Here is a 13,575-nt window from a genome sequence, read left to right on the forward strand (position 1 = left end):
GCGCCTGGCTCGACCGCCGGTGCGTCGTCCGACTTCTCAGCGCGTGGACGTCACGATCGCGCTGGCCGGGCCCGCCCCCACGAAGCGGTCGTTGCCGCAGGCGACGGCGCTCAGCTGCGTGGCGCCGGCGACCTGGCCGCGCGCATGCCACGCGAGGCCGTCGGTGCTCGACGCCAGCACCCCGGTGCCCACGGCGACCAGCTCGCCGCCGCAACGCGCGAGGACGCCGGGGATGCCGACCACGGTGTCGGAGATCCTCGCGGTCCAGTGGCTGCCGTCGGCGCTGGTCGCCGAGAGCATGCCGATCGACGAACCGCTGATGTTGGCCGCGTAGCCGACCACGACGAACTGCGTGCCGTCCCAGGTCGCCGAAGTGACCTGGGCGGTGGTGTTCGCGGGCGCGGCGGCGGGGAGCGGGGCGATGGTGGTCCAGGTCACGCCGTCGGGGCTCGTGGCGGTGACGCCGCTCGCGTTCGCGAGATAGACGCCTGCACCGAAGGAGATGCTGTTGTATCGGCTCGATGCGGGCGCGGCGCCGACCTGGCCCCAGGCGTCGCCGTCCGGGCTCGCGTAGACCTTGCCTGAGACCGAGATCGCCACGAAGCGATGGCCGTCGTACGTCACGCCGCCGAGGCTTTCCGAAGGCGCGGTGGTGCCGGCGATCGCCCAGGTCGCGCCGCCGTCCGTGCTGCGCAGCCACAAGCCGTTCGGGCCGCCGGCGCCGGCGATGTCGCCGGCCGATCCGACGGCGACGACCGTCGAGCCGTCGTGCGCGATCCCTTGCGGGTACAGGATCGGCGAATACGTGCTCCCCAGCATCGTGGCTGTCGTCCAGTTGACGCCGTCCGTGCTGCGCATCACGCGATCGAGGGTCGACAGGGCGACGAACCGGCCGTCGACGAAGTCGATCGCCGTCAGCGCGCCATACGAGCCTTCGACCTGCGTGGACCAGCTCAGTGCGTCGGTGCTGGTCTCGATCCAGCCGTTGTGCGACACGCCGACGTAGCGCTGCCCGTTCGCGGCAATGCTGGCCGGCATCGACAGGAAGCTGCCCGTGCCGGTGCGCTGCCAGGCCGCGCCGGGCAGCTGCACGCCCATGTCGTGGAAGTTCAGGTCGAACAGTGCGTTGCCTGCCGACTGCAGAAGCCCGTCCTGCATGTTGGGCCCCGGATTGCTGCCGATCCACGTGGAGCCGTCGCCCGAGACCTCCACGAACGACGGCAGGTCCATCTCAAACTGGCCATTCGCGAAGGCCAGCGAGGTCGGGTTGGCCACGTCGGTGACGGCATTCCAGTGGATGCCATCCGCGCTGGCCCACGGATGGACGTCGTGGAACAGCGTGCCCGGAGTCTGTCGCAAGGCCATGAACTGGCCGTTCCCGAACGCGGCGGCCGACAGGAGCAGGTTGACCGTCGTCCAGTGCACGCCGTCGGTGGACACGGCCGATTGCCCCTGGCCGTACGCGAGATAGGTGTGGTTGCCGAAGAGGATGCCCTCGGCCTCCTGGGGAACCGCGCTCGGAGACGAGGTCCAGCTGATCCCGTCGCTGCTGGTGAACGCGCCGCCCTGGTTGTCGATGCCGACCCAGCCGGCCTCGCCCCAGACGATCATCTGCGGGGACGGGCCCGTCGTGACGGCGCTCCAGGTCAGGCCGTCGACGCTGTGCGCGGTGCCGCCCATGGCAGTCGCGACGAACATGCCGTTGCCCTGCGCGACATCGATGAAGGTCGGCGCCGAGGAGCGCACCAGCGTCCAGTGCAGCCCCGGCTTGTCGACCGGGGCCAGCGCGATGTCGACGGACGTCGTCGCCGCGCCGGCCGAGGCCGCGGAGATCGTCGCCTTCTGTGCGTCGTCGAGACTCTCGGTGTCCGGCGGCGTGTACAGGACGTCCGCGCCCGTACTGGCGGAAAGCGCGCCGGGGCCGGCGAGCGTCCAGGTGACCGGCGCTGCCGAGCCCGTCAACGTCGCGTGCAGCGCGATGGCCTGGCCGCCCGCATCCGCGCTGCTGGCGTCGGCATTCAGCGTCAAGGTGGGCGCAGGTGCGGGGGCGGGTGCGGGTGCAGGGGGTGGAGGCGGTGGCGGTGGCGGCGGTGCGGATCCGCCGCCTCCGCCGCCGCCGCAGGCGCTCAGCGCCACCGTGGCCATCAACACCGACGCGCGCGCAAGCGCCTTGACGCCGCGCGAACCCGCGGTCGAAGTCCTGGATGTCATCGTGCAACCCTCCCCTGGAAGCCCGGTGCATGTCGTCGGGCCGTGCTTTTGTCGGCCGGATTATCCGGAGCGCCCTGGCGCGCGGAAGCAGGCCAAACCCGGACGCAATCGTGGGGGGGTGCGCGTGAAGGATGGCATTCGAGGCGGGTGTCCCGTGCGGGACGGACGTGCAGCCGCTCGCGGTGTTTGAATACGCACGATCCGATCCGATGGAGACCCCGATGACCGCCGACTACTCGACCAAGACCCGCGACCTGCTGCAGCGCCTGACCGCCTTCTTCGACCAGCACATCTATCCGAACGAGGAGCGCTACCTGCGCGAGGTCGACGCGAACCGCCGCGCCGGCAACGCGTGGATCCCGTCCAAGGTCATCGACGAGTTGAAGCCCATCGCGCAGCGCGAGGGCATGTGGAACCTGTTCCTGCCGCATCCGTACGAAGGGCAGGGCGGCATCTCCAACCTCGACTACGCGCCGCTGTGCGAGCTGATGGGCCGCGTGATGTGGTCGGGCGAGGTGTTCAACTGCTCGGCGCCCGACACCGGCAACATGGAGACGCTGGAGCGCTACGCCACCGACGCGCAGAAGCAGCGCTGGCTCAAGCCGCTGCTGGCCGGCGAGATCCGCTCCGCGTTCCTGATGACGGAGCCCGCGGTGGCCTCGTCGGACGCCACCAACATCCAGTGCACCATCCGCCGCGAGGGCGACGAGTACGTCATCAACGGCCGCAAGTGGTTCAGCTCCGGCGCGGGCAATCCGCGCTGCGCGATCTTCATCGTGATGGGCAAGACCGACACCGAGGCGCCGCGCCACGCGCAGCAGTCGATGGTGCTGGTGCCGCGCGACACGCCCGGGGTCACGGTGGTGCGTCCGCTCACGGTGTTCGGCTACGACGACGCGCCGCACGGGCACATGGAGGTCACGCTCGAGAACGTGCGCGTGCCCGTCGACAACATCCTGCTGGGCGAAGGGCGCGGCTTCGAGATCGCGCAGGGCCGCCTCGGGCCGGGCCGCATCCACCACTGCATGCGCTCGATCGGCGCGGCCGAGCGTGCGCTCGAATCGATGATCGACCGGCTGGCCGATCGCGTCGCGTTCGGCAAGGCGCTGTCGGAGCAGTCCATCTGGCACGAGCGCATCGCCGAGTCGCGCTGCATGATCGACCAGGCGCGCCTGCTCACGCTCGACGCCGCGCACCGGATGGACACGGTCGGCAACAAGGAAGCGCGCTCCGAGATCGCGATGATCAAGGTGGTCGCGCCCAACATGTCGTGCAAGGTCGTCGACTGGGCGATCCAGGCGCATGGCGCCGCGGGCGTCAGCGCCGACTTCTGGCTCGCCGATGCCTACGCACAGCAACGCACGGTGCGCATCGTCGACGGGCCCGACGAGGTGCACCGCAACGCGATCGCGAAGATCGAGATCGCGAAGCGCGCGGCGTTGCGGGCACCACGAGTCGTTTGATCAGAGCAAGCCGCATCGCCTTTCAGGAGGCGCTGAAGCGGCCGAAGACGGCCGCCTGAACATCAGTGGTGGTCGCCCTCGTGGCCGCCGCCCCGTTCGCCACCGGCGGGATGTCCGCCGGGCTGGCCTGGCGAATGGCCGCCCTCGGGTCGACCGCCTTCGGGTCGACCGCCCTCGGGTCGGCCGCCACCCGGGTTGCCTTCGGGCCGCTGGTTGCCCGGGATGTTGCGCACGGGCTGGATGTGCATCTCGGGCGCCTGGCGCACGTGCTCGACCTGCGGGTCCCCGAAGCCGCCCGGACGCGGCGTGGCCGCGGTCGGCGGCTGGCCGTGGTTGTTGCCCATGCGCTGCTCGGGCATCCCGATCGCCTGGTGCTCGTGCGCGGTCTGCTCCTGCGTCCAGTTCGGATGCTGGCCGCCTTCGAAGCGGCGTTCGCTGGCCGTGGGCGCCGAGCGGTAGTGCGACTCGCCGCCGTTGAAGCTCTCGGCGTGGCTCTCGCGCTGCGGCACTGCCTGGCGGTAGACGTTGTGCACGCGGCCCGACGGGATGTTGTTGACCGCGCTGTTGTAGCGGAAATGACCGCCGTCCCAGCGTCCGCCGGCGTAGCCGTTGCCGACGTAGCCGTAGCCGTAGTTGATGCCGCCGTAGTAGCCCACGTGCGGGCCCCAGTAGCCGCGATGCCAGCCGTAGGAACCGTTGATGAAGCCCCAGTAGCCGGGCGTCCACAGCAGGCCGACGGCGGGCGGCAGCACCCAGGTGCCCGGCACCCAGACGTAGTCGTTGCTGGCGGCGTCCCAGGCCCAGTAGCCCGGCGTCCAGATGTAGCCGTCGCCGGGGATGGGCGGCTGCTCGTAGTAAGGCAGCGGCGGCGGGGCGATGCCCACGGAGATCGAGATCTGCGACCAGGCGGCCAGCGGGGCCATCAGCGCGATCCCGAGGGCGAGTGTCGTGCGCTTGAATGCGGTGCTTGTCATCGGACTACCTTCTTTGAAGAGGCGGCGACGCGACGGACGCGTTGCTCGGCAGTCCATGCGGCAATCCGCAGGCCCGACCGGCAGGTGGCACCCCGCGTAAGCCGGGGGCGCGATGCATCGCGTGGCTGGCCACGCCTTGCCCGGCGCGTCATGCCGCGGGGCCATCTGGCAACGCGGCGTCTGCCGGGCCGCGTCGTCCGCCCACGTGCACGTGCGGATCGCGACCTCTCAGCGCACCGCCTCGATCGGGTTGCCGTACAGCGGCCTGGCGCCGAACTGCGTGCTGATCGCGTACGAGACCGCGCAGGCCAGCATCACCGGCACCGTCAGCTGGAATTCGTTGGTCATCTCCAGCACCATCGTGATGGCCATCAGGGGGGCGTGCGTCGCGGCCGTGAGCACGGCCGCCATGCCGATGACGACCAGCGAACGCGGATCGCCGACCCAGGCGGTGGGCAACCAGAGCGCGGCGACCTGCGCCATCACGCCCCCCGCCGCGGCGCCGACGAACAGCGACGGCGTGAACATGCCGCCGATCGCGCCGCTGCCCGAGCTCCAAGACGTCGCGATGACCTTGGTGACGAGCACCAGCGCGAGCCATTGCCACGGATCGGTGCCCGCCAGCGCGCGCGAGACGACGCTGTAGCCGTTGCCCCAGACCTCCGGCGTGAACGCCGACAGCCCGCCCACCAGCAGCCCGCCCAGGCCCAGCCGCAGCGCGGGCGACGCGATGCGGCAGAACAGCAGGCGGCTGCGCTCCACCAGCTTGAGGAAGCCCCAGCCGAAGCCGCCGAACGCGATGCTGGCGATCAGCGTGAACACGATGCTCGAAGGCACCATGGCCATCGGCGTGGTCGCGTACAGGGGCTTCGGGTCGACCATCACGTACACCAGCGCGCTGGCCGTGCCCGACGCGATCAGCACCGGTGCGACCGTGTGCCGCGCGAAGAAGCCGAGCGCGAGCTCCAGCACGAAGACGACGCCCGCCACTGGCGCGTGATACGCGGCCGCGATGCCCGCCGCGATGCCGCACACCATGATGGCCGAGCGCTGCTCGGGGCGGATCGGCGCGATGCGTGCGAGCCAGGCCGAGCCCCAGGCCGCGAGCTGCACCATCGGGCCCTCGCGGCCGATCGACGCGCCGGTGCCGATCGACAGCGCGGCCGACACGGTGCGCATCAGGTTTGCGCGGTCGTTGAGGTCGACCCGGCCTTGCCGGGCGGCATCGATATAGTCGAGGTAGTGGTCGCCCTGCTTGCCGCGCGCCACCCAGCGCGCGCCGTATTGCAGGACGAGGCCTGCCAGCAGGCCGCCGATCGCGCAGACGATGGGCCGCTGCCACGCGGCGATGGCGCGCGCGGCCTCCACCAGCCCGCTGTCCTGCCGCGTGAACACCCACTCGATCTGCACCGTCAGCCAGCGGAACGCGAGCGTGGAGCCGGCCGCGATGGCGCCGGCGGCCGCCGCCCACAGCCACAGCCGCAGCGTCGCCGCGGTCGAGGACAGCAGCGCGACGTGACGCCGCACGCGCGCGGGCGGCGCGAGGGGGGAGGGCGTGTCGTCGTCGACGGCGGACATGCCCCATTGTCGGGGCAGTCCGCCGGCCAGCTCGTCAGACGGCCGGCTGTTGCGGCTCGACCGCGTTGTCGGGCACCTGCACGGCCGTGGCCAGCAGCACGGCCGCGGCGGCGCCGAAGGCCGACACGCCGAACGGATTCTCGGCGATGGCGCCGGCCACCTGCTGCAGCGCATCGGGGCTCACCTGCTCGACGAAGCGCGCCAGCTCGAACACCTGCTCGCGCGAGAAGTCGGCCAGCCCGTCGATCGGCAGCGTGGCGCCGAGCGCGTTGACGCGGTCCAGCAGGCCCGCGAACGCACCCGACGCGACCGCGACCAGCGCGAGCGGCCCCAGCGGCTTCGCGAGCATCACCACGATGCGGGAACGCTGCACCGCGCCGGCGCCGGCATACAGGCGCGAGGCGAGTCGCGCGGCGCGCGAATGCTCGCCGGGCTGCCGCGTCTCGATGCCGAGCGCCGTCGCGCGACGCGTGACCTCGGCCTCCAGGGCCGTGTCGATGTCGTTGTTCATCACTGCTTGCTCCGCCTTGTTCTCTGCAACGATGGAGTGCCCCAGGCAGCGGCGGTTCCGCGTCGTTGCGTATGTCAATGTAAAAGGCGCGCGTCGTTCAGGCCCGTGAAATCGCGGTGTCACGCCCCGTTCACGGATCGGTCACACCTCGTCTAGATGATTGCCTCCGGCGCGCGGCCCTGCGCGCTTGGAGACTCCATGGACGACATCGCCATCGACGTGCGCGGACTGCACAAGACCTTCGGCACCGCGCCTGCGTTGCGCGACGTGTCGCTGCGCGTGCGCCGCGGCGAGATGGTGGCGCTGCTGGGCGCGTCGGGCTCGGGCAAGTCGACGCTGCTGCGGCACCTGAACGGGCTGCACCAGGCCGATGCGGGTACGGAGTCGGGTATCCAGGTGCTCGGGCGTTCCGTGCAGCAGGGCGGCCGCATCGCGCGCGACATCCGCGCCACGCGCTCGCGCGTCGCCGTCGTCTTCCAGCAGTTCAACCTCGTCGAGCGGTTGCCGGTGGTGGTCAACGTGCTGGCCGGCGCGCTGCACCGGCTGCCGCTGTGGCGCGGCCTGCTGCGGCGCTTTCCCGCGGCCGAGATGGCGCGGGCGCACGAGGCGATGACGCGCGTGGGCATCGCGCGGCTGGCGTGGCAGCGGGCGTCGACGCTGTCGGGCGGCCAGCAGCAGCGTGCCGCGATCTCGCGCGCGCTGGTGCAGGGCGCCGAGATCATCCTGGCCGACGAGCCCATCGCCTCGCTCGACCCCGAGGCCAGCCGCAAGGTGATGCAGTCGCTGGCCGACGTCAACCGCGACCTCGGCGTGACGGTGCTGGTCTCGCTGCACCAGGTCGACTTCGCCTTCGCGTTCTGCCCGCGCACGATCGCGCTGCACGAGGGCCGCGTCGTCTTCGACGGCCCCACGCGCGCCCTGACGCCCGCGCGCCTGCGCGAGCTGTACGGCGCGCAGATCGACGAGCTGCTGCCCACGCGGGCGACGACCGAGCCATCGACCGCGCCGGAGTCCGCCTTCGCCGACGTCGCCCTGCGCGTCGCCTGATCCCTTTTTCCTGAACAACTCGAGGAGCATCCGCATGATCCGTCGCAACGCCCTGGCCGTCCTGGCCGCCACGTCCGCCCTGTGGTTCTCCGGCGCGCAGGCGCAGACAAGGGAGGTCAACTTCGGCTTCATCTCCACCGAGTCGTCGTCCAACCTCAAGAGCGCCTGGCAGCCGGTGCTCGAGGACATGCAGAAGGCAACGGGCCTGAAGATCAACGCCTTCTTCGCGACCGACTACGCCGGCGTCATCGAGGCGATGCGCTTCAACAAGGTGCAGGTCGCGTGGATGGGCAACAAGTCGGCGATGGAGGCGGTGGATCGCTCCAACGGCGAGATCTTCGCCAAGATCGTCGCCAAGGACGGCAGCGAGGGCTACTACGGCCTGATCATCGTCAACAAGGACAGCCAGAACAAGACGCTGGACGACGTGTGGAAGAACCACGCCGGCCTGACGCTGGGCTTCGGCGACCCGAACTCCACCAGCGGCACCGCGGTGCCGTCGTTCTACGCGTTCGGCCCGGCGCACGTCGACCCGCTCAAGGACTTCAAGCGCACCGTGCGCGCGAGCCACGAGACCAACCTGCTGGCCATCGTCAACAAGCAGGTCGACGTCGCCACCAACAACACCGAGAACATGCAGCGCTTCGAGCAGACGCATCCGGAGCAGGCGAGGCAGGTGCGCGAGATCTGGCGCTCGCCGCTGATCGCGAGCGACCCGATCGTCTGGCGCAAGGATCTCGATCCGGGCACCAAGAAGGCGATCCGCGACTTCATGCTGTCGTACGGCAAGGACGCGCGCGAGAAGGCCATCCTCGCCAACATCGAGTACAGCGGCTTCCGCGCGTCGAGCGACGCGCAGCTGATCCCGGTGCGCCAGATCGAGCTCGCCCGCGCGCGCGCGGCCGTCGAGGCCGACACCACGCTGAGCGAGGCCGACAAGGCCAGGAAGCTGGCCGACATCGACGCGAAGCTCGCCGACCTGGGCCGCCAGGTCGCCAGCGCGAAGTGACCCCGCGTTTCGACGCCGCGAACGTGAGCGCACCGTCTGCCACCGCGGTTCCACCGCCGCCGAAGGCCTCGTTGCAGAGCCTGCTGATGTGGGGCGCGCTGCTGGCGATGCTGGCGGCCAGCTGGAAGGGCGCGGACATGCGCCCGCTCGAGCTGATCCAGTCCAGCGCCAACATCGCGCAATACGTGCACGGGTTCTTCCCGCCGCAGTTCAGCGACTGGCGCAACGACCTGTCGGAGCTGCTGGTGACGGTGGAGATCGCGTTGTGGGGCACGGCCCTCGCGGTGATCTGCTCGGTGCCGCTGGCGCTGCTCGCGTCGGCCAACCTGACGCCATGGTGGGTGCACCAGCCGGTGCGCCGCGTGCTCGACGCCTTCCGCGCGATCAACGAGATGGTGTTCGCGCTGCTGTTCGTGTCGGCCGTCGGGCTGGGACCGTTCTCCGGCGTGCTTGCGCTGTGGGTGCACACGACCGGCGTGCTCGCCAAGCTGTTCTCGGAAGCCGTGGAGGCCATCGACCCGCGCCCGGTCGACGGCATCCGCGCGACCGGCGCGCATCCGCTGGCCGTGATCCTGTACGGCGTGATCCCGCAGGTCGTGCCGCTGTGGGTGTCCTATACCCTGTACCGTTTCGAGTCCAACGTGCGCTCGGCCTCGGTCGTGGGCATGGTGGGCGCCGGCGGCATCGGCATGGTGCTGTGGGACGTCGTGCGCGGCTTCGAATACGGCCAGACGGCCTTCGTGCTGATCCTGCTCGTGGTGTCCGTCACGCTGATCGACATGGCCTCGGCCCAGGTGCGCAAGCGCCTCCTCTGAACTGCACATGCCCTCCGACATCCTCGAACGCCTCTCGCACCTGTTCGCGCTGCACGGCGCCACCTCCTACGAAGGAAACCGGCGCGAGTCGGTCAGCGCGCTCAACCACGCGCTGCAATGCGCGCAGCTCGCCGAGGACGCCCGCGCCGACGCGCCGCTGGTCGTCGCCGCGCTGCTGCACGACGTCGGCCACTTCGTGGCGATCGACGACATCGGCGACAAGGACGACATCGACGACGTCCACGAACTGCGCGGCGTCGCCGTGCTGGTGCGCGACTTCCCGCCCGCGGTGATCGAGCCGATCCGCCTGCACGTGGCCGCCAAGCGCTACCTGACGGCCATCGAGCCGACCTACCTGCGCGGCCTGTCGCCGGCCTCGGTGCACTCGCTCGCCCAACAGGGCGGCCCGTTCCGCGGCGCGGAGATCGCGCGCTTCGAGGCGCTGCCGTTCGCGCAGGACGCGGTGCGGCTGCGGCGGTGGGATGACCTGGCGAAGGAGCCGGATCGGGAGACGCCGGGGCTGGGCTACTACCTGGCGCTGGCGGACGAGCTCAGGTTGCCGGCGAGGCCGTTGGCGGGGCGCTAGCGGGCGAGGTCGCCCGCGGCGGCTTTCGAGCCGTGCCGGTCGTCGAGATCGGGTTTGCACTCCATGCGAGCCATCCGGCAAGTTCATACTCGCAGGCTGCCCATCCACATACCGAGGAAGAGGTTCGCCATGAACAAGTACGTGCTGCTCGTCGTTGCGTCCGTGCTCAGCGTCGGCGCCCAGGCCGAAACAGTCGAATTTCTCAATCCGCCTGGCTTGATGGCGAAGGGGCTGCCGTTCTCGCCGGCGGTGAGGGTCGGTGGACAGGTCTACGTGACGGGCCAGATCGGTACCACGCCCGGCACGACGACGCTGGTCAGCGGCGGAATGGCTGCGGAAGCGAAACAGAGCATCCAGAACATCAAGAGCATCCTGGAAGCGAACGGCTACGCGCTTCGCGACGTGGTCAAGTGCACGGTGATGCTGGCCGACATGAGTGAATGGGCCGCGTTCAACGAGGTCTACAAGTCCGCGTTCACGCCGCCATATCCGGCTCGCAGCGCCTTCGGAGCGAACGGCCTGGCGTTCGGCGCGAAAGTCGAGTTGGACTGCATCGCGGCTCGGTAGTCAAAACGTTCGCCTCGCGCCCGCCTTGGCCGGGGGCCTGGATCCGGAACGCGGACGCGATGTCCCTGGTCGCGGGATCCCGCTTTCCGGCGCGGGTGGAATCCGTCGCAGAATGGTCGGGCCGAAGCCGCGACGCGCGAACTCCCCATGTCCTTCAACATCCGCCAACCGCTGACCGTGCTCGTCGTCGACGACGACAACGCCGCGCGCGTGCAGATCGCCGCGATCCTCGATGCGCACGGCCATCGCGTGATCGAGGCGCACGACGCCGAGTGGGCGTTGCAGCTGTTCGACAAGCACCAGCCCGATGTCGCGCTGCTGGACGTCAACATGCCGGTGCACGACGGCTTCTGGCTCGCGCGCCGTCTGCGCGAGCGCGAATCGGGCAGGTGGACGCCGATCATCTTCGTGTCGGCGCGCGCGACGGACGGCGACCTCGAGAACGGCATCGAGTCCGGCGGCGACGACTACCTGTTCAAGCCGATCTCCGCCGTCGTGCTCAGCGCCAAGCTGCGCGCGATGCAGCGGCTGCTGACGATGCAGGCGCGGCTGCTCGACCTGTCCACGCAGCTGGCCGCCGCCAACGACCACCTGCAGCACCTGAGCGAGCACGACGAGCTCACCGGCCTGCTGAACCGGCGCGGCTTCGACCGCCGGCTGGGCGAGGCGATCCGCATTGCGCGCGAAGAGCAGTCGGCGCTCACGCTGATGCTGTGCGATCTCGACCACTTCAAGGCCTACAACGACGCGCTCGGGCATCCGGTGGGCGACGCGTGCCTGAAGTCGGTGGCCGGACTCGTTCGCACGATGTGCCACCGGCCGGGCGCGCACGCGGCGCGTTATGGCGGCGAGGAATTCGCGCTGATCCTGCCGTCGACGCCCAAGTCCGGCGCGATGACGCTGGCGCGCGCGGTACGCCGCGTGTTCGAGACGACGGCGCTGCCGCATCCGGCCTCGCCGACGGCGCCGCACGTCACGTTGTCGGGCGGCATCACCACCTGCGTGCCCGACGATTCGACCAGCGCCGACGGCATGCTGACGCGCGCCGACCAGGCGCTCTACGTGGCCAAGGAGAAGGGGCGCAACCGCTTCTTCAGCTTCGAGATGCAGCTGGATTCGGTGGAGCAGCGGGCGCGCGAGATCGAGTGACGCGGCGCGTTCTCAGTGGGGGAACGCCGAGATCAGGCCCGTGATGACCGCGGTCACGAAGATCACCCACGACGCCAGGTACAGGCCGCCGGCCATCTTCTCCTTGAACGCGGTGCGCGCCATCGCGATGGCCGGCGCGATGCCGATGGCGAGCGCGGTGGCGGCGCCGTAGTGGCCGTGCCGCAGCAGGAAGACGAACCACAGCGGGCTCGCGAGCGCGATCAGCCCCGCGAGCAGCATCTCGGGCAGCAGCAGCGAGGACTCCTGCCAGATCCAGTGCGCCTCGTCGGGCGCGGCGGGCGACACGAGCGCCGTCATCGGATTGCCGTCGCCGAGGCGCCGCGCGCCGATCACCGCCGGGAACATGCAGGCGACGCAGACGTCGGCGCCGGCCGCATTGGCGGCGTGGCAACGCTGACAAATCCAGGAATAGGTCGGAGCCATCGTGCACCCGGTAGCCATTACCGGCCAGGCTCAGGAGCCGGCCGGCGATGTCGACAGCGGGCAATCGGGATGCCCGGCCGTTCAGGCGACGCGCCGCCCCAGCGACCACACCTCGCGCACCACGGGGTGGCCGTCGACCTCGCGCACGCGCACCAGGTCGGCGCGCAGGCCGTTGGCGATCTCGCCGCGGTCGTCGAAGCCGCAGGCACGCGCCGGGGCGTGGCTGACGACGCCGATGGCCTCGCTCAGCGAGAAGCCCGCGTCGCGCTGGAGGATCCAGGCGGCGAGCAGCAGGCTGGCCGGCACGTAGTCGGACGACAGCGCATCCAGCACGCCTTCGCGCGCGAGCTCCAGCGCCGAGACGTTGCCCGAGTGCGAACCGCCGCGCACGACGTTGGGCGCGCCGGCGATCGTCGCGAGCCCGCCCGCGCGCGCGTGACGCGCGGCCGCGAGGCTGGTCGGGAACTCGCTCATCACCGCGCCGATCGCGATCGCCTGGTCGACGTGCTCGACGGTGGTGTCGTCGTGCGTGGCCAGCGCCACGCCGTGCGTGCGCGCGAAGTCGGCGAACCACTGGCGATGCGGCGCCACGTATTTCGCCTGGCGCTCCGGCGCGATGCGCATCTCCGCGGCGAACTTGTCGTTGCTCCAGCCTTTCTTGCCGGTGTAGTAGACGCGCGCATGCTCGATGTCCGTCCATTGGCGCTGGCCGGGCGTATGGTCCATCAGCGAGATCAGGCGCAGCCGGCGATGCCGCTGGAACGGCTCGAACAGTTCCAGCGTGTTCGGCGCCGGCAGCTCGGCGCGCACGTGGATGTGGTGGTCGGCGCGCAGCGAGCCGGCGGCTTCCAGCTTGTCGAGCACGCGCAGCAGTTCGCTCTGGTCGCGCGAGCGGAAGCCCTCGTCGTACGGATCGCCGACGCCGATCGCGTCCAGCACCGTGGTGATGCCGGCCGCGGCGATCTCCCCGTCGTGCGCCTGCACCGCGGCCTGCATCGGGAACGTCACCCGCGGCCGCGGCATCACGTGGCGCTCGAGGTTGTCGGTGTGCACCTCAACGAGCCCCGGCAGCAGGAAGTCGCCCTCGAGATCCTGCGCGCCGGGCACGCTCGTGCCGCCGCTGCCGACCGCGGCGATGCGGCCCTCGCGCACCAGCACGTGGCCGACGACGATCTCGTTGGCCAGCACCAGGCGGGCGTTGCTGAGGACGATGTCGTTCAT

13 protein-coding genes are annotated in these 13,575 nt (G+C 70.5%); 7 read left to right on the forward strand and 6 right to left on the reverse strand.

From position 1 onward, the window contains the following. Positions 1 to 36 precede the first annotated feature (36 nt). A complete protein-coding gene (locus tag LPC04_RS13600) occupies positions 37 to 2,211 on the reverse strand; it encodes a WD40/YVTN/BNR-like repeat-containing protein (RefSeq protein WP_275682785.1) in 2,175 nt (724 codons plus the stop codon). Positions 2,212 to 2,432: 221 nt separating this feature from the next. Between LPC04_RS13600 and LPC04_RS13605 the strand changes: the two genes are divergently transcribed. Continuing rightward, positions 2,433 to 3,674, forward strand: coding sequence for an acyl-CoA dehydrogenase family protein (locus LPC04_RS13605; RefSeq protein ID WP_275682786.1), 1,242 nt, complete (start codon positions 2,433 to 2,435; stop codon positions 3,672 to 3,674). A 62-nt stretch (positions 3,675 to 3,736) separates the two neighbouring features. On the opposite strand, the gene LPC04_RS13610 is transcribed toward LPC04_RS13605, so the two are convergent. From LPC04_RS13610 to LPC04_RS13620, 3 genes are all read right to left on the reverse strand, one after another. Then, positions 3,737 to 4,648, reverse strand: a complete 912-nt coding sequence (locus LPC04_RS13610) for a YXWGXW repeat-containing protein (RefSeq protein ID WP_275682787.1) — start codon at positions 4,646 to 4,648, stop codon at positions 3,737 to 3,739. 228 nt (positions 4,649 to 4,876) lie between these two features. Beyond that, entirely contained in the window at positions 4,877 to 6,226 is a 1,350-nt protein-coding gene (locus LPC04_RS13615; protein ID WP_275682788.1) for a chloride channel protein, read from the reverse strand. A 34-nt stretch (positions 6,227 to 6,260) separates the two neighbouring features. Further along, positions 6,261 to 6,737 carry a hypothetical protein gene (locus tag LPC04_RS13620; protein ID WP_275682789.1) on the reverse strand — a complete coding sequence of 159 codons (477 nt, stop codon included), beginning with the start codon at positions 6,735 to 6,737 and terminating at the stop codon, positions 6,261 to 6,263. Between the two features lie 198 nt (positions 6,738 to 6,935). Between LPC04_RS13620 and phnC the strand changes: the two genes are divergently transcribed. From phnC to LPC04_RS13650, 6 genes are all read left to right on the forward strand, one after another. Continuing rightward, entirely contained in the window at positions 6,936 to 7,784 is an 849-nt protein-coding gene (gene phnC, locus LPC04_RS13625; RefSeq protein ID WP_275682790.1) for a phosphonate ABC transporter ATP-binding protein, read from the forward strand. 34 nt (positions 7,785 to 7,818) lie between these two features. Then, positions 7,819 to 8,793, forward strand: a complete 975-nt coding sequence (gene phnD, locus LPC04_RS13630) for a phosphonate ABC transporter substrate-binding protein (protein WP_275682791.1) — start codon at positions 7,819 to 7,821, stop codon at positions 8,791 to 8,793. Between the two features lie 86 nt (positions 8,794 to 8,879). Then, positions 8,880 to 9,608 (forward strand): phosphonate ABC transporter, permease protein PhnE, encoded by a 729-nt coding sequence (gene phnE, locus LPC04_RS13635; protein ID WP_275683198.1) that lies wholly within the window; start codon positions 8,880 to 8,882, stop codon positions 9,606 to 9,608. Positions 9,609 to 9,615: 7 nt separating this feature from the next. After that, a complete protein-coding gene (locus tag LPC04_RS13640; RefSeq protein ID WP_275682792.1) occupies positions 9,616 to 10,194 on the forward strand; it encodes an HD domain-containing protein in 579 nt (192 codons plus the stop codon). Positions 10,195 to 10,323: 129 nt separating this feature from the next. Further along, positions 10,324 to 10,761 carry a RidA family protein gene (locus tag LPC04_RS13645; RefSeq protein ID WP_275682793.1) on the forward strand — a complete coding sequence of 146 codons (438 nt, stop codon included), beginning with the start codon at positions 10,324 to 10,326 and terminating at the stop codon, positions 10,759 to 10,761. A gap of 147 nt (positions 10,762 to 10,908) precedes the next feature. Continuing rightward, a complete protein-coding gene (locus LPC04_RS13650; protein WP_275682794.1) occupies positions 10,909 to 11,910 on the forward strand; it encodes a GGDEF domain-containing response regulator in 1,002 nt (333 codons plus the stop codon). A 12-nt stretch (positions 11,911 to 11,922) separates the two neighbouring features. Here the strand turns inward: LPC04_RS13650 and LPC04_RS13655 are convergent, their stop codons facing one another. Further along, a complete protein-coding gene (locus LPC04_RS13655; protein WP_275682795.1) occupies positions 11,923 to 12,354 on the reverse strand; it encodes a hypothetical protein in 432 nt (143 codons plus the stop codon). Between the two features lie 81 nt (positions 12,355 to 12,435). After that, positions 12,436 to 13,575, reverse strand: coding sequence for an alpha-D-ribose 1-methylphosphonate 5-triphosphate diphosphatase (locus LPC04_RS13660; protein WP_275682796.1), 1,140 nt, complete (start codon positions 13,573 to 13,575; stop codon positions 12,436 to 12,438).

Source organism: Scleromatobacter humisilvae, from assembly GCF_023231945.1.
Taxonomy (GTDB): Bacteria; Pseudomonadota; Gammaproteobacteria; order Burkholderiales; family Burkholderiaceae_C; genus Scleromatobacter; species Scleromatobacter humisilvae.